The 16,475-nt window shown below is 70.3% G+C and carries 9 protein-coding genes and 1 pseudogene; 5 read left to right on the top strand and 5 right to left on the bottom strand.

Annotated features, from left to right (window positions below):
* Positions 1–491: 491 nt before the first annotated feature.
* Positions 492–1,367: a hypothetical protein gene (locus ACZ4UB_RS38260; RefSeq protein ID WP_468077709.1), complete on the top strand. Its 876-nt coding sequence runs from the start codon at positions 492–494 to the stop codon at positions 1,365–1,367.
* A 115-nt stretch (positions 1,368–1,482) separates the two neighbouring features.
* On the opposite strand, the gene ACZ4UB_RS38255 is transcribed toward ACZ4UB_RS38260, so the two are convergent.
* Positions 1,483–1,872, bottom strand: coding sequence for an ankyrin repeat domain-containing protein (locus ACZ4UB_RS38255; RefSeq protein ID WP_468077707.1), 390 nt, complete (start codon positions 1,870–1,872; stop codon positions 1,483–1,485).
* A gap of 160 nt (positions 1,873–2,032) precedes the next feature.
* Between ACZ4UB_RS38255 and ACZ4UB_RS38250 the strand changes: the two genes are divergently transcribed.
* The 3 genes from ACZ4UB_RS38250 (at position 2,033) to ACZ4UB_RS38240 (ending at position 5,966) form a co-directional block, all read left to right on the top strand.
* Entirely contained in the window at positions 2,033–2,599 is a 567-nt protein-coding gene (locus ACZ4UB_RS38250; protein ID WP_468077705.1) for a hypothetical protein, read from the top strand.
* On the top strand, positions 2,596–5,280 hold the full coding sequence (locus tag ACZ4UB_RS38245) for a helicase associated domain-containing protein (protein WP_468077704.1): 2,685 nt from the start codon (positions 2,596–2,598) through the stop codon (positions 5,278–5,280). Before ACZ4UB_RS38250 ends, ACZ4UB_RS38245 begins: the two co-directional genes overlap by 4 nt.
* 341 nt (positions 5,281–5,621) lie before the next feature.
* A complete protein-coding gene (locus tag ACZ4UB_RS38240; RefSeq protein ID WP_468077702.1) occupies positions 5,622–5,966 on the top strand; it encodes a hypothetical protein in 345 nt (114 codons plus the stop codon).
* 160 nt (positions 5,967–6,126) lie between these two features.
* On the opposite strand, the gene ACZ4UB_RS38235 is transcribed toward ACZ4UB_RS38240, so the two are convergent.
* Positions 6,127–6,255: a hypothetical protein gene (locus ACZ4UB_RS38235; RefSeq protein ID WP_468077700.1), complete on the bottom strand. Its 129-nt coding sequence runs from the start codon at positions 6,253–6,255 to the stop codon at positions 6,127–6,129.
* A gap of 141 nt (positions 6,256–6,396) precedes the next feature.
* On the opposite strand from ACZ4UB_RS38235, the pseudogene ACZ4UB_RS38230 reads away from it, so the two are divergent.
* A pseudogene (locus tag ACZ4UB_RS38230) lies at positions 6,397–7,563 on the top strand (IS3 family transposase).
* A gap of 146 nt (positions 7,564–7,709) precedes the next feature.
* Here the strand turns inward: ACZ4UB_RS38230 and ACZ4UB_RS38225 are convergent.
* From ACZ4UB_RS38225 to ACZ4UB_RS38215, 3 genes are all read right to left on the bottom strand, one after another.
* Entirely contained in the window at positions 7,710–8,591 is an 882-nt protein-coding gene (locus tag ACZ4UB_RS38225) for a spirocyclase AveC family protein (protein ID WP_468077698.1), read from the bottom strand.
* Between the two features lie 85 nt (positions 8,592–8,676).
* On the bottom strand, positions 8,677–10,101 hold the full coding sequence (locus tag ACZ4UB_RS38220; RefSeq protein ID WP_468077696.1) for an FAD-dependent oxidoreductase: 1,425 nt from the start codon (positions 10,099–10,101) through the stop codon (positions 8,677–8,679).
* On the bottom strand, positions 10,098–16,451 hold the full coding sequence (locus ACZ4UB_RS38215; protein WP_468077694.1) for a type I polyketide synthase: 6,354 nt from the start codon (positions 16,449–16,451) through the stop codon (positions 10,098–10,100). The genes ACZ4UB_RS38220 and ACZ4UB_RS38215 overlap by 4 nt, the downstream gene beginning before the upstream one ends.
* Positions 16,452–16,475: the final 24 nt, after the last annotated feature.

Below are 16,475 nucleotides of genomic sequence, written 5' to 3'. Positions count from 1 at the left end.
CCCGCGGAGCGGGTACCTGAGCGCTGCGCGCTCAGGAGAGACCGGCCTCGCTGCGCTCGGCCGAGGCGCCTTCGGCGCCTGGCGCCTCCGCTTCGCTCCGGAGCAGTGACACGCCTCGCTTCGCTCGGCGGGACTTGGCTTCGCCAAGCTAAGGCCGGCCCCTTCGGCCGGTGTCCTGCGCTTCGCTCCGGACGGTTCGGGTTCCGCTGTGCTCCACCCGAACGGGCCGCTCCGCGGCCCTGAATGACGCCGATTCACGGGGCCGAGCCTTCGGCTCGTTAGGGGTGTCCGCTCCGCTCCCACCCCAGGTCCTTCCGGCTCCGCCTCCAGGGCAAGCCCGCTCCGCGGGCGCCGGCAGTGAGGGGTTGCGTGTGGCGGCCCTGTCCGGTTCCTGCCTTGCGGATCTCCCGGGGCCAAGCACTGCTGACTCGCCCGGTAACGTTGCGCTCTTCGGGTGCCGTCAGGGCCCGGAGTCCTTGAGGTGAATACCGATGCCCGTTGACGAACTGCCCATCGTATGGAGCCTCTCACTCGAGGACGCCCGAGCTGGATGGCGAGCCCTGTGGTGGAGCGTCGGACCGGACAGTGAACTCGCAGTGATCCTGGTCCCAGAACGGAACCTGCGCCGTTCCCTGTACATCAAGGGCTGGATCAGCTGGCGTGTACCGGCCCCATGTGACGGCGTGCTGGTGGTAGTCACCGACGGGGTGGAGCGGCGCACAACCGTGACGGGCATAGACGAGTCGACCAGTCATCTGGCTCTCCTCTCCTGGTCCCGGTTCCTGCTGACGTCGAGCCGTACCCGCCACGGCAAGGACGGAGTCTGGGAGAACAACGCCGTCGTGTACTCCCCTGGCGGCTACCCCATGAACCACATCTGCCTCGGCGACGACATCGACTACGTCATCGCCGACCGCAACTGTGGCATTTGGACCGCTCACGGCGACGAAGGCATCTATGGCCACCACCCCGCATCCCGCGCCGGCCTCGCCCGCTGGAACACCGACGGCAACCACACCTGGACTCCGCAACACCTGCCAGTGCTGCCTCTTGGCGGCAACGCAGCCGCCACCGAAGGAACACTGGCCTGGCATGCGTGGTACAGCCCCGAAGGCGCCTTCCTCACCCGCGTCGACCCCACCACCGGAGAAGCGAGCAGCTGGACCAACCCCGTCAGCGACACCAACAGCATCACGGTCCGAGGCAACCGAATGATCCTCACCCACCGCTTCCACAACCGACCCGGCGTCGAACTGAACCACGCGGAACTCATCGACGATGCCTGGGTCATCACCGCCCAGGAAAAACTGACCCTGCCCGATCCAATGGGCAGGCGCTGCACCCAGGGCCGCGACGGGGACACCTGAGTACGAATCTCACCCTGACCCCTTCGGGCCCCGGTCCTGCGCTGCGCGCGGGAGGTGACCCCGTGAAACGGGGTCCGGGCCTACGGCCCGTTGGGTGTCCGCTTCGCTCCCACCCTCAGTCCTTCCGGCTCCGCCTCCAGGACCACAGCCCGCTCTGCGGGCGGCCGTCAAGAGCCGCGAGGACTGCTGTGTGTCGGTCAAGGAGCCTGACTGCCATGTCGTGGTTGTAGGAGACCGCCAACTCGCGCGGAGTCTCGCCGTCAGGTGTTGCGGTGGGGTCGGCTCCATAGGCCAGGAGGATCGCAGTGAGCGCCGAGTCCAGCGGTCCGCCGGACTGGAGTGCCCCATCCCCCTCCACGTCAATCGAGTGGAGCAGCAGCGTCAACCCACAGCAGACTTCTTCCGGGTCCACGCCCGCGTCCAGGAGGCGGGTCAGCTCGGCATGATCGCCCGACTCGACCGCCTGATGTGCGGGAGTCCAGGGGTTCTCAACAAACTCGGTCATCACGGCTCCCGACTCAAGGTGCGAAGTACCAGCGGCGCAGGGCTCCTGCTCTCTGTGCGCTCGCCCAGCGAGTCGCCCGTTCTTGTCGGGTGCCAGTATACATGCTGCATCATACTGATGCAGCATGTACTTTTGATAGAAAGAGAAGCGGGGGTGCTGGATGCCTGTCTACGAATACCTTCCCCATGAATTAGCTCGCCTCGATGTACTGAGGAAGGCGACGGGGCTGGATCTGAACCAGGTCATGGAGTGCGTACGTCTCGCGCGGGAACGCGAGATGTACGCCACCACGGGGCCACAGGAACCGCACAACCTGAGCGAAGAACTCATCGCTGTCCTCCAGCACAACCAGTGGCGGCGCATTGCCCACGTCATGGCCGAGCAGCGGATGCCCGCCTACGAGCCCGCCGAGGACCGACGTGCGGGCCGCTACGAGGAAGAGCGGCGGCAACGCCTTGAACAAGACCGGTCTCACGCCGCGAAACCCGACGCTCAAGCACCCATCAAGCTGCTCAGACACCGGGTCTATCGCATCACCGGCCGGCCCCTCGGCGAGCACGCACCAAGCGGTGCCGACTTCGTCGTCCATCTGATGGCCAGCTCGCTCAGCGAGGCAGCCCACCTGGCCTGGAACACCTACGGACGGCCGGACGGCCCCTACCGGGGAAACGGACACCACATCACCTCCGTCGAACAGGTCCTTCCCGAACCAGGAGAATCCTTTTGATCCAGCTCCGAGAACACCAGGTGGGTCAGAAAGCGGCGTTCCGTAAATGGGTGGGATTCCCTGCAAAAAACCCTGCGCCGCCAAAGGGAGCCCGGGGCACGATCGTCTCCGCAACCGGCTCCGGGAAGACGATCACAGCCGCCGCGTGCGCGCTGGAGTCCTTCCCCGGCGGGCGGATCCTGGTCACCGTGCCGACCCTAGACCTCCTCGCGCAGACCGCCCAGGCCTGGCGCCAGGTCGGCCACACCGCGCCGATGGTCGCCGTGTGCTCCCTGGAGAACGACCCGGTCCTCGCCTCCCTGGGCGTGCGCACCACGACCAACCCGATCCAGCTGTGCCTGTGGGCGGGAACCGGGCCGGTCGTCGTCCTCGCCACGTACGCCTCGCTCGTCGACCGCGAGGACATCCGCCAGGAGAAGGTCCGCGGACCCCTGGAAGCCGCCCTGACGGGCGGAGAACGGCTCTACGGGCAGCAAATGGCACCGTTCGACCTCGCCGTGGTGGACGAAGCCCACGGTACCGCTGGTGATCTTGGGCGGCCGTGGGCGGCGATCCACGACAACGGCCGGATCCCCGCCGACTACCGGCTCTACCTCACCGCGACGCCGCGGATCCTTGCCGCGGCCCGGCCGCAGCGCGGCGCGGCCGGCCAGGAGGTGGAGATCGCGTCCATGACCAGCGACCCGGACGGCCCCTATGGGGAGTGGATCGCGGAGCTTGGGCTGAGCGAGGCGGTCGAGCGGGAGATCCTCGCGGGCTTCGAGATCGACGTGCTGGAAATCCGTCATCCCGAGCAGCTGCCGCTGGTTCTCTCCGAGGAATCGCGGCGGGGGCGGCGCCTCGCGCTCCTCCAGACCGCGCTGCTGGAGCACGCGGCCCGGCACAACCTCAAGACCGTCATGACCTTCCACCATCGGGTCGAGGAGGCCTCGGCGTTCGCCGAGAAGGTCCCTGAGACGGCTGCCGAGCTGTATCTCAACGACACTTCGGACGCCGACCTCGCCAAGGCCGCGAGCCTGCCGAAGTCGGCGATCGGCGCCGAGTTCTACGAGCTGGAGGCCGGCCGCCACGTCCCCCCGGACCGCGTCTGGGCGCAGTGGCTGTGCGGCGACCACCTCGTCACCGAACGACGTGAAGTGCTACGGCAGTTCGCCAACGGCATCGACGCCGACAACCGGCGGGTCCACCGCGCGTTCCTCGCGTCGGTGCGTGTCCTCGGGGAAGGCGTCGACATCACCGGCGAGCGCGGGGTCGACGCGATCTGCTTCGCCGACACCCGCGGCTCCCAAGTCGAGATCGTCCAGAACATCGGACGCGCACTGCGCCCCCACCGCGACGGGACCACGAAGGTCGCCCGGATCATCGTGCCGGTGTTCCTCGAGCCCGGAGAGAACCCCAAGGACATGATCGCCTCGGCCAGCTACAAACCGCTCGTCGCCGTACTCCAAGGCCTGCGCGCCCACGACGAACGCCTCGTCGAGCAACTCGCCTCCCGCGCCCTCACACGCGGCCAGCACGAACGCCCCGTGCACGTGCAGCGGGACAACGACGGACAGATCATCGGAGCGGGCGGCACAGGCGACGGGGACGGCGGGGGCCAGGAGGACGGCGCCGACACCGCCATAGAGTCCGCACTGCTGCACTTCTCGACTCCGCGCGACGCCGCGACGATCGCGGCGTTCCTCCGTACCCGGGTCTACCGGCCCGAGTCGCTGGTGTGGCTGGAGGGCTACCAGGCGCTGCTCCGCTGGAGGGCCGAGAACGAGATCACCGGCCTGTACGCGATCCCGTACGACACCGAGACCACGGTCGGGGTGACCAAGGGCTTTCCCCTGGGGCGGTGGGTGCACCAGCAGCGCAAAGCCTTGCGGGCCGGGGAGCTGGCGAAACGGCGCAAGAAGCTGCTGGACGCACCCGAGGCCGGGATGATGTGGGAACCGGGTGACGAGGCCTGGGAGAACAAGCTCGCCGCGCTCAGGTCGTACCGGCGGGCCACCGGACACCTCGCACCCCGGCAGGACGCCGTCTGGGGCGAAAGCGAAGGAGACGACGGACAGTTCGCGATCGGGCAGTTCATGGCCAACCTCCGCCGGAAGGGTGCGAAGAACGGGCTGGGCAAAGACCCCGACCGCGCCGCGGAACGCGCCGCGCAGCTCGCCGCGATCGACAAGGACTGGAACTGCCCCTGGCCCCTCGACTGGCAACGCCAGTACCGTGCCCTCGCCGACCTCGTCGACACCGAGGTCAGCGGCGTCCTGCCCGACATCGCCCCCGGCGTGCTCATGGACGGCGACGACGTCGGACGCTGGCTCCAGCAGCAGAAGCAGCCAGCTACCTGGGCGCGGCTGCCGGACGAGCAGCAGGACCGGCTGACCGAGCTCGGCGTACAGGCCAACCAGGCCCCCTCTCCCGCCCCTGCGGCTAGCCGCGGGGCGAAGGGGCCGAGCAAGGCGCACCAGGCGTTCCAACGCGGCCTTACAGCCCTCACGCAGTGGGTGGAACGGGAAGGCGCCCACCGGCCGGTCCCGAGGGCCCACGGCGAGGAGATCGCGGTCGAGGGCGAGACGGAACCGGTGATCGTGAAGCTGGGCGTATGGATCTCCAACACCCGAGCCCGACACGACAAACTCACCACCGACCAACTCGCCGCCCTCGCGCAGCTCGGCATCAACTGGGTGTAACACGCCACCCCGCCAATCGTTGAGCTGGAAGGTCAGCGAAGTGCGGAGCCAGGGCCCGGGACGTCGTGACCCCTGGGGCCCTCGTCTTGCCTTCCGGCACCGCAGAGGGGGGCGACGCGGTTGCCCCGGTTAAGCGGCTCCCGGTGTCTGCCTGGCGAGACGGGCAGAAGGCCAGCTGGCGCGCGCACCCGGCAGCGGGAGTGGCCGCTCCCCGTCCTCACAGGACTGTGGGCCAATCGGGTGAGGGTGAGACCTTTCTGTGGGCGGAGGCGCAACCGGGCGGTCCCGGCCAGGGGAAGGGAAGCCGACAGCACGTTCCCTTCCTTCAGTGAGGACCCACCATGCGCCTGCGCAACACCCTGGCCGCCGCCCTCGGCGCTCTCCTGCTCTCCGCGGCCCTGCCGGCATCGCCCGCCGCGGCCGCCATCGGCGACTTCCAGTACACCTACATCGGCCTCAACGGCGTACACCTGAAAGCCGAACTCAACAACCCCGACAGCGGGCAGTGCATCAACATCCCCGAGACGATCGGCTCCGCCCTGCCCGCCCTCGCCCCACGGAACTACACGACCTCCCCCGCCACCGTCTTCCTCGACGCGAACTGCGACGGCGACGTCTACCGCACACTGGCCCCGGGCCAGAGGCTCGGCAACACCCTGCGGCTCCGCTCCGTCATCTTCAGCTGACACCCCCTGCGAGACACCGGGCCCGTTTCACCAACGGGCCCGGCCCTGCCCGGTACACACAATCCCGCAGGGACGTGCCGGTGCCGCCGAAGCGCCGGTGCGGTACGGCCCCGACCAACGCTCAGCGGACGGCGGCCCGCTCCGGGAGCGCGCGGCCAGCTCAGTGCGTTTCCTCCTCGTCGTTGCCATTGTGGTGGTCGGTGTTGCGGGCGCGGTGGATCTCCCGGCCGATGCTGAGGGCCGAGGCGAGGAGGGTGAGGATGTCGGCGGCGGCGGAGAGGACGTCCATAGGTGTTTCCCCCTGTGGGTGTCGGGGCCGCGGTGGTGCGGCACAGGGCAGACCATGGGGGTGAGTTGGGTTGGGCCTTGACCCCAGGTTTTGGACACCGGAGACACTTGGATCTTGATGGTCCAGGAGAACGGAGTCCCCGTGGGGATGAGGCCCTACCCCGCCGAGTTCAAGGCGGACGCGGTCGCGTTGTACCGCTCGAGGCCGGGAGCGACGATCAAGTCCGTCGCCGCCGATCTCGGGGTGAACACCGAGACGCTGAGAAACTGGATCCGGGCCGCCGACGGCCGGCGGTGACGGCGTTCAGGCGGAGCTGGCCGCGGCGCGTAAGAGTATCCGTGAGTTGGAGGAAGAACGGTACATCCTCCGCAAGGCGGCCCGGTATTTCGCGACGGAGACGCGCTGGTGAACCGCTACCAGTTCGTTGACGATCACCAGCGCCGGCACGGCGTGAAGCGGCTCTGCGGCATCCTTGGCCTGGCCCGCTCGAGCTTCTGCTGCTGGCGCCGCACCGCGGCCGCGAGAGCGGCCCGGCAGACCGTCGAGGCCGCGCTCGCGGCCCGGATACGCAAGGTCCACCAGGACTCCGACGGCACTTACGGAGCCCCCAGGATCACCGCGGAACTCCGCGACGAGGAGGGTCCAGTGGTCAACCACAAGCGGGTCGCCAGGATCATGCGGACCATCGGAATCGAGGGAGTCCGGTTGCGCCGCCGACACCGCACCACCGTCGCGGACCAAGCCGCATCGAAGGCACCGGACCTGATCGGACGCGACTTCACCGCAGCCGACGTCAACAGAAAGTACGTCGGCGACATCACATACCTGCCGGTCAGCGGCGCGAAGCCGCTCTACCTCGCGACCGTCATCGACTTGTGCTCGCGCCGGCTGGCCGGATGGGCGATCGCCGATCACATACGAACCGAGCTCGTCATCGACGCCCTGGCGGCAGCCGAGCGGACCCGTGGAAACCTGACCGGCGCGATCATGCACACGGACCACGGATCCCAGTATTCGAGTAGGGCCTTCGCTGAAACCTACAGGTCAGCCGGGGTCCGGCAGAGCATGGGCGCGGTCGGATCCAGCGCCGACAACGCCGCCGCGGAAAGCTTCAACGCCGCCTTCAAGAGGGAGACACTCAAGGGCCGCAAAGCCTGGTCGAGCGAGCGCGAGGCCAGGCTCGACGCCTTCCGCTGGCTGACCCGATACAACACGCGCCGCCGGCACTCCCGCCTCGGCCAGCGATCCCCGATCGCCTACGAGAACGCCATCCGACCAGTAGCAACTACCCTGGCCCGAGCCGCATAGACGTGTTCAACATCCGGGGGCAAGCCCCCCGGAATAGACCCACACACGGTCCGGTGGCTTTGACGGTCTGATTCGGGTTCTGGTCCCCGCGCTCGCGGCGTAGGCATCGGGTGTCCGAGCTCACGGGGAAACCTCAGTGCTGGTGTTCACCGGGGCCAGAGGAAACCCGGCGTGTCGGCGGGGAAGGGGTTTCCGTGGAGTGCGGCTGTGGCGTTGACCGTCATGTAGGCGAGGGTGGTGATGTTCGCGAAGCCGATGCCGGCCAGCAGCCGGATCCAGTTGTCGCCCCGGTGGGCTGTTGGTTCCGTCCCCCTGAATATGAGTGGAGTCGCGCCGTGGGGGTGCCGGTTGTGTCGCATCATGGCGGCGGCGGTGAGGAGCATGGTCCATGCGAGGCATTCGTAGACCGGGTATTGGTACCAGTGGCCACCCCACAGCGAGAGTGATCGGACGGCTCCGGCCCACGCGTACGTCCCCGTGCTGATGGCCAGTGCCTCGAAGAAGCACACCGTGACCAGACCCGCCAGGAGGCTGACGGGCAGTACACGGGCTTGTCCCCAGTGCGGTCGTCGTCGCAGCACCCGATCGATGAGCCACGATTGGGTCCACACACAGGCGATCATCGCTGCGAAGCCCCCGACGCCGGCCAGTCCGATTGCCGTCTCGATGTTCAGCCGTGGGTCGGTATGGCCCTGCCATCCGGGGATGTAGGGCCCCCAGGACGGAAAGTGCAGCGCGTACTGGTTGTGCAGGGCGGACGGTCCGGAGTAGTCGTAGAGCGGATCCTGCCAGGCGCTCAGGGTGTATCCGGCGGCGAGGGCGGCGTCGAGCGTGATGCGGCCCTCTCTGCGGCACCCTCGTGCGATGACGACGGTGATGGCGACGAGCAGGACGATGTCGAGCCCTCCGCCCAGCGACACGAGAGTCGCGCGGAGCGGTGAGATGCCGACGTCGGGATCAGCGGTGACGTGAAGGTGTCCGTCAGCGGCCCACCGGCCCAGGACCCATGCTTGGACCACGAGGAACACGGTCCCCACCGCCGCCCAGATCGCCGCCGGTCTGAGGCATGCGCGTGGGCGGGCTGTCGATGGTGCCCCGGCTCGTGTCATGCGGTCACCTGAGGCGGTTGTCCGGCGGGACGTCGCGGCCCGCTGCCGTGTCCCGGGAGTGAGCGTCGTTCCCCGTGCGGGCCGGTGGCGGGGTACTCGACGGCGGTCGGCGAGGGCCGCGCACGGTCGCCCAGATCACGGCGGGCCTGGCCAGCGTGGTGAACCGTCCGGAGAGGCTGAATACGTCACAGAAGGCCCGTGCGGCGGCGGGGTCGTGCGCGGCCGCGGCGCGCAATCGGTCGGCTCCGCGTTGCGCCAGGCGCATTCCCGGACAGGGCCGTGGTCCCCGGGCATCCGGGTAGCGGATGTCCTCGGTGGTGCACATCATCCACGGCAGGTCGGCGGTGCGGGCGATGGCCCGCTGGATCCTGTGGCAGCCCGCACCGTCCAGGCGGTTGTCGCGCAGTGTTTCGCGCAGCGCCAGTGCGCTCAGCGCCGCGACGGTCATTCCTTGTCCGTAGAGCGGGTTGAAGGTGGTGCTCGCATCGCCTGTCACCACGAGGCCGGCGGGTAGGGAAGGGAGCCGGTGGTAGTGGTGACGCCGGTTGGCGGTGTCGCGAAAGGCCGAGATGCGGGTGAGCGGGCGGGCTGTGGCGAGGAGTTCACCGATGAGCGGATGGCGCAGGCTGTGGGCGAACCGCCCGAACCCTTCCTCGTCCAGCGGTGGATGTGCCCCCCTGGTCCCGGACAGGGTGATCATCGTCTGGTCGTCCTCGATGCGCAGCCAGAACCCGCCCCGGCCCGGGATGTCGGAGCGGGGATCGGCCTGCACGGTGACGCACCGGTACTGCGGTGCCGTGGCGGGGAGGCGGACGACGCGACTGGCGTAGGCCAGGCCGGAGTCGACCTCGGTGACCGGTACCGGGCCGAGTCCGAACCTGGTCAGCCACTGGGCGGTCTTGGAACCGCGGCCGGTGGCGTCGATGACCAGGTCGGCTGCCACCTCTTCTCGGTGTCCGGTATCGCGGTGGCGGACGTGGACACCGCGCACACGGTTGCCGTCACCGAGCAGGCCCGTCACCTCGACGCCTTGTGCCATCCGGACGGAGTGCCGGCCCAGGAGGTGGGAATGGATCGTCGATTCCACCAGGGGTCTGCTGGCGCCGAGGATGAAGTGCTGGGTCGGGCAGGGGTTCATCCATCCGTGCAGTCCGTAGATCAGGGTCTGGTCGGTGAGGCCGATGCGGTGGGCTCCGTGGCTGAGCAGGCTGTTCAGGGCGCCGGGCAGCAGGGCGTCCATGGCGTGGGCGCCGGTGGAGAGCAGGCCGTGCAGATGTCGTCCCTGGGGTACGCCCTTGCGTGTTCTGGGGTGTTCGGGCATCCGGTCGCGTTCGAGGATCGTGAGGGTGTCGGCGTACTCGGCGACTGCCGCGGCAGCCAGTATTCCGGCTGTTCCGCAGCCGAGTACGACCACCCGGGGACCGCTCACGGCAGTACCGGTGCGGGTACGGCGGCGGCCTCGAGCCGGTCGGCCAGGTGGTGGGACAGAGCGCTGATGGTGGGATGTTTCCAGATGGTCTTGGCGGGGATCCGGATGCCGAGTGCCTGATTGATGTGAGCGCAGAGCTGGGTCGCCATGAGGGAGTCCAGGCCGTGGTCGGCCATGGGGGTGTCGGGGTCCACTCCGGCGCGGTTGCGGCGCAGGATGGCGGCCACGTCCGTGGTCAGGAAGTCGGCGAGCAGGGTTCGCCGGGTGACCGGGTCGGCCTGCTGGAGGTGTGCCTGGAGCTGCGCGTACCGATCCTGCGCCACGTCTGCGGTGCGGGAACCGGCGAGCGCGGCGAAGAAGGGTGTGTCGTGCAGACGCTCACCGATGAAGCGGCGCGCGTCGTGTAGCGGGAGGTAGCCGGTGAGGGCTCGGGTGTGGCCGAGGACGGTGCGGCAGGCGGCCAGTCCCTCGGCGGGGCTGATCATGGTGAACTCACGGTCGGCGAGGGCGGCGCCGCGTCCGTGGTCGGCCCAGGCGCCCCACTGGATGCTGTGTGCGGGCAGGCCGCGCGAGCGGCGGTGGTGGGTGAAGGCGTCTTGCCAGCCGTTGGCGGCGGCGTAGGCGCCTTGGCCGGGGTTGCCGATCAAGGTGGCGGCGGAGGAGAAGCCGAGCCACCAGTCGAGCGGCTGGCCCGCGGCGGCCTGGTCCAGGTGCCAGGCCCCGATGGTCTTGGCCCCCCATACCTGGTCGAGCAGGGCGTCGTCGATGCCCGCCACGGTCGCGTCGCGGATACTGGCGGCGGCGTGGGCGATGCCGCGCAGGGGGAGCCCGGTGGCGGTGGCGGCCGCCACGAGCCGGGCCGCGGTGGCCGGGTCTGTGATGTCTCCGAGTTCGACGGCGATGTCGGCCCCGCCCTGCCGCAGTGCGCCCAGGACCCGGGCCGCGTCCGGGCTCGGTCGGGTGCGGCCGTTGAGGACGATGCGGCCCGCGTGGTGTTCGGCGAGGTCACGGGCGAACAGCAGGCCCAGCCCGCCCAGTCCGCCGGTGATGAGGTAGGCGCTGTCACTGCGGGTGAGAGGGACCTGGCCGGGCGGGACGACGGCAGGTGTGCTGCCGGCCTGGGGAACGGTGACGACCAGCTTGCCGGTGTGTGCGGCGGCGGCCATGGTGCGCAGCGCGTCGGCCAGGCCCTCCAGGGGGTGGACGGTGTGGGGAAGCGGGGTGATGCGGCCCGCGGCGATTTCGTCGCCGACTTCGCGGGTCAGTGCGCGGGCGAGGGCGGGCAGCCGCGCGGCGATCAGCGTCATGTCGACGCTGGCGAAGGTGATGTTGCGGTGGAAGGGGAACAGCCCCAGCTGGTGTTGGGCCTGGATGTCCTTCTTGCCGACCTCGATGAAACGCCCGCCGGGGCGGAGCAGGTCGAGGCCGGCGCGGAGGGCTGGGCCGGTCAGGGAGTTCACGACGATGTCGACCCCGCGGCCCTGGGTGGCGCTGCGGACGTGCGCGGCGAAGTCGAGGGTGCGCGAGTCCCAGGCGCTCTCGACGCCCAGGCCGCGCAGCATGGCGCGCTTGGCCTCGGTGCCCGCGGTGGCGTGGACGACCGCGCCCGAGGCCTGGGCCAGGGCGACCGCGGCCTGGCCCAGGCCGCCGGTCGCGCAGTGGATGAGGACGTGCTCGCCCGGTTGCACACGAGCCAGGTGGCGCAGCGCGTACCAGGCGGTCAGGTACACCGCGGGCAGGGTCGCGGCCTGCGCGTATTCCATTGCCGGGGGGATGGGGAACACGGTGGCCGCGGAGAGGGTTACGAAGGTGCCCAGTGTGCCCGGGCCGAAGGCGGCGACGCGGTCCCCTACCTGAAGCCCTGTCACCGAAGTTCCGACGGCCGTGACCTCGCCTGCGCAGTCGAGCCCCAGCGGGGTGGTTCCGGTGTCGCCGGGGAGGGTGCCCAGCGCGTTGAGGACGTCCTTGAAGTTCAGGCTCGCGGCGTGCACGCCGATCTCGATCTCGCCGGTTCCCGGCGCCCGGCGGGGGCGGGTGACCAGCTCCACCGAGTCCAGGTCGCCGCGGTGGCGCGGCGAGGCTGCCAGGCCGTCGCGGCCGAAGCGGGCCACCGTGGTGTGGCGTTCGTCGGCTCTGAGGGGGGCCTGGCGCAGGCGTGCGACGTAGCGGACGCCGTCGCGCCAGGCGGTCTCGTCCTCGCTGTCTGCGCTGAGGAGTTCGGCGGCGAGGTCCTTCGCGGTGTCGGTCGGTGGCCGGTTGCCGGTGTCGAGGTCGAGGTCGACGTGGGTGGTGCGCAGTTCGGGGTGCTCGCCGCCGATGACCCGGCACAGCCCCCGCAGTGCGGACTGCTCCAGGTTGATGCCGCTGGTGCCGGGGGCGGGCTGTGCGCCGCGGGTGACCACGTACAGCCGGAACCGGCTTCCCAGCGGCACGTCGGCGAGGGTGCTCACCGCGCGGGCCAGGCGCCGCACCCGCAGGCGGGCGTATTCGATGCCTTGGAAGGTCTGGCGCTCGGCAGGGGCGGGGCAGAGCAGAACGACGCGGTCGCCCCCGGCGGCGAGGTGCTCGGTGATGGCGTGAACGAGAGGGGCGGTGTCGGGCAGGGCGGCGGTGACGACCATGGCATGCCCGTCGGCCGACGACAGAGTGTCGGCGAGTTCGCGTGCCAATTGGTCCCCGGGTTCCTCGACGCAGACCAGCCATGTTCCGTCGATGCTGGTTTGCCGGGGGCGCGGGGACGGCTCCCAAGCGACCGCGAGTGCCCGGCCGTTGAGCGTCGCTTCATTGCCGGGGCTGTCCGCTGTCGTGGTGGTACTGCCGATCCTGGCGTCGGTGATGCGCACGAGGACGGTGCCGTCTTCGGCCAGCAGGTCGATGTCGCCGCGTGCGCCGTGCTGGTCCACGGTGTGGAGACGTGCTTGGCACCATCGGGCCCGCCGGGGGTCGCCGAAGCGGCGGACGGTGCCCATACCCAGAGGCAGGAAGGTGGCCTCGGCGGCGAGGATGTCGCGATGGGCGCCGAGGGTCTGCAGGCAGACGTCCAACAGCACCGGGTGCACGGTGAAGGCAAGGGGCGAGGAGCGGTGCTCGGCGGGCAGTGCGATCTGGGCGGTCACGGTCCGCTCGCCCGTGCGGGTGCCGTGGACGGCGGTCAGGGCGGCGAAGCCTGGGCCGTGCAGGATGCCCTTGCGCAGACCGGCCGCGTAGACCGGGGCGACGCTGCGCGCCGCCGCCTGTGCGGGCAGCGGTTCGGGAAGGCCGACGGGGGCGGGGGCCGGAGCCTGCTGCGGCAGCCGGCGGGCCGTGGCCGTGGCCAGTACGAGGGGCTGCTCGCCGTCGTCGCACGTGATCTCGACGGCGGCGTGGTCGGGGTCGAGGATGGTGACCCGGGTCGTCACCGAGGTGTGGGCGTCGAGGCTCAGCAGGGCATGGAAGGCAAGGTCTACGACTTCTGCCGGGACATCCGCGCCGTAGAGATCGGCGGCTGTGGCCAGCACCATCTCTGCGTAGCAGGCGCCGGGCAGGGCCGCGGTGTCGAAGACGCGGTGATCGGTCAGCCAGGGGTGGCAGGCGGTGCCTATGTCGGCCTGCCATAGGTGCTGGTCGCCCCGGCCGTCGTCCGGCAGCCGGACGTGCGCGCCCAGCAGGGGGTGCCCGTGGGCGTGGTCCCCGGGCCGGGAGCGCAGGCTCTCGGGCATCCATAGTCTCTGTCGCGCCCAGACGGGGAGCGGTACTTCGGCGAGGTGGCCGCCGGTGTGCTCGGGCCAGTCCAGTCGCACGCCGGCGCAGTGCGCGACGGCGACCTGGGGCAGCAGTCCGGACGGGTCGTCGGCGCCCCGGGTCAGGGTCGGCAGGGTGACGGCCTCCCGCCCGGCGTGCGCGGCGGTGTCGGCCGTCGCTCGCAGGAGCAGGGGGTGCGGGGCGACCTCGACGAAGACGCGGTGCCCGTCGGCCAGTGCGGCCTCGCAGGCCTCGGTGAACCGTACGGGACGGCGCAGGTTGTCCTGCCAGTACCGGGCGTCGAAGGCCGGCATCGCGCGGGGGTCGGTCAGGACCGTGCTGTAGAAGGCGGCACTGACCGTGCCGGTCCGGGGCTTCAGGTCCGACAGGCAGGCACGGAGTTCGGGCAGGACCGGGTCGACCTGGGGGCTGTGGGAGGCCACGTCGACCGCGATGACCGCGGCGGCGATGTCGCGCAGGGTCCATCCCGACACCAGGGCGTGGACGCGGTCGCTGGTCCCCGAGACGATGGTCGCCGCGGGTGAGCTCCAGGCCGCGATGGCGACATCGGCAATGCCGGCGGCGGCCAGTTCGGCCTCGACTTGGGCATGGGGCAGGGCGACCTGGGCCATGGTTCCGCCACTGGCCAGTCGCGCGGACAGCAAGGACCTCCGGCAGATGACCGCCACCCCGTCGGCCAGCGACAGGCCCCCGGCCACCACCGCGGCCGCCACCTCGCCCATGGAATGGCCGATGACCGCTGCCGGCCGCATTCCGCGTGCTCGCCAGGCCGCGGCGAGGGCTATCTGCATGGTGAACAGGGCCGGCTGCACGCGGGCGAATCCGGTCACGATCTCGTCGGACTGGATCGCCTCGCGGACCGAGAATCCGGACTCGGCCCGCACCAGGGGTTCCAGTTCGTCGACCGCCGCCGCGAAGGCCGGTTCCGCTGCCAGCAGGGTGCGGCCCATTCCGGGCCATTGCGAGCCCTGCCCGGAGAACAGCCACACCGGGCCCCGCTGGTACCGCCCCGCCGTTCCGGTCCATACATGCCGGTCCACTTCCCCCGCGGCGAGCCGGCGCAGCCGCCGACCGAGTTCTCCGCGGTCCCGGGCGGCCAGCACCGCGCGGGCGGCGGTGCGGTGTTCGCGCCGGTGTGCCAGGGTGTGGCCGATGTCGGAGAGCGGGATGGCGGCGCCGTCCCCGTCCAGCCAGTGCGCCATCCGCCCGGCGGTCTCGGCCAGCGCCTCCTCGGATCCGGCCGACACCGGGTAGAGCCGGAGGGCGGATTCCCGCGCCGAGGGTGCTCGGGCGGGCCGGGTCGGCCGAGCCTGGTCGGGGGCCTGCTCAACCAGGACGTGGGCGTTGGTCCCTGACATGCCGTAGGACGAGACCGCGGCCAGGCGCGGGCCGTCCACCCGCGGCCATGGAGAACTCGCGGTGGGGACGAAGAGGCGGCAGCCGCTCGGGGCGATCTCCGGGTTCCACCGGGTGAAGTGCAAGTTGGCCGGGATCTGTCCGTGGCGGACCGCCATCAGCGCTTTGACCAGCCCGGCTATCCCCGACGCGGTCTCGCAGTGCCCGATGTTGGTCTTCACCGACCCCAGCGCGCAGGGCACCGTACCGGCTCCGTAGACCTCCCGCAGCGCGGCGTACTCGATCGGATCGCCCACCACCGTGCCCGGACCGTGGGTCTCGATCAGCGCCACCCGGGCCGGGTCCACCCCGGCGCGGGCCAGCACCTGCTCCTGCAGCGACCGTTGCCCCTGGACCGAGGGGCTCAGCATCGTGTCGGAGCGGCCGTTGTTGTTGATCCCCGTGCCCGGCAGCACCGCCAGTACCCGGTCACCGGCGGCCAGCGCGTCGGGCAGCCGCTTGAGGGCGATCATCGCAGCGCCCTCGCCGCGTACGTACCCGTCGGCGTCCGCGTCGAAAGCGTGGCATCTGCCCGTCGGGGACAGCACGCCCAACGCGGAGAAGACGAGGGTGTTTTTCGCCTGGAGGGAGAGCATCACTCCGCCGGCCAGGGCAAGGTCCACCTCGCCGGTGCGCAGCGACTGGGCTGCCAGGTGCACCGCCACGAGGGACGAGGAGCAGGCGGTGTCCAATGTGATGGCCGGGCCTCGCAGGTCGAGGAGGTAGGAAATCCGGCTGGAGGAGGTGAAGCGGGTGGTTCCGATGATGCCGTGGGCCGCGTCCGGGCTCCGCAGCCCCCGGTCGAAGTCCATCATGTCCATGTAGTCCTCATACGAGCATCCCACGATCACGGCGGTCGACGATCCCCGCACGCCGTGCGGGGCGTACCCGGCATGTTCCAGCGCTTCGCACGACGTCTCCAGCAGGAGCCGGAACTGGGGGTCGATCAGCTCCGCTTCCCGGCCGGTCAGCCCGAAGAAGTCCGGATCGAAGCCGGTGACGTCGTCGAGGAACCCGCCCCAGCGTGACGGCGTTTTGCCGGCGATCCCCGGCTCCGGGTCGTACACGGCCTCCACGTCCCACCGGTGTGCCGGGACTTCGGTGACCACACTGCGGCCCTCGGCCACGACCCGCCACAACGCTTCCGGCGAATCGATTCCTCCGGCGAATCGACACCCGATACCGATCACGGCGATCGGCACGTCTGCTGCCACGGACACCACTTCTCTCAAGCTGGA

The sequence above is a fragment of the Streptomyces sp. NPDC028419 genome (assembly GCF_055565515.1).
This window is presented reverse-complemented; position numbering and strand designations above follow the sequence as displayed.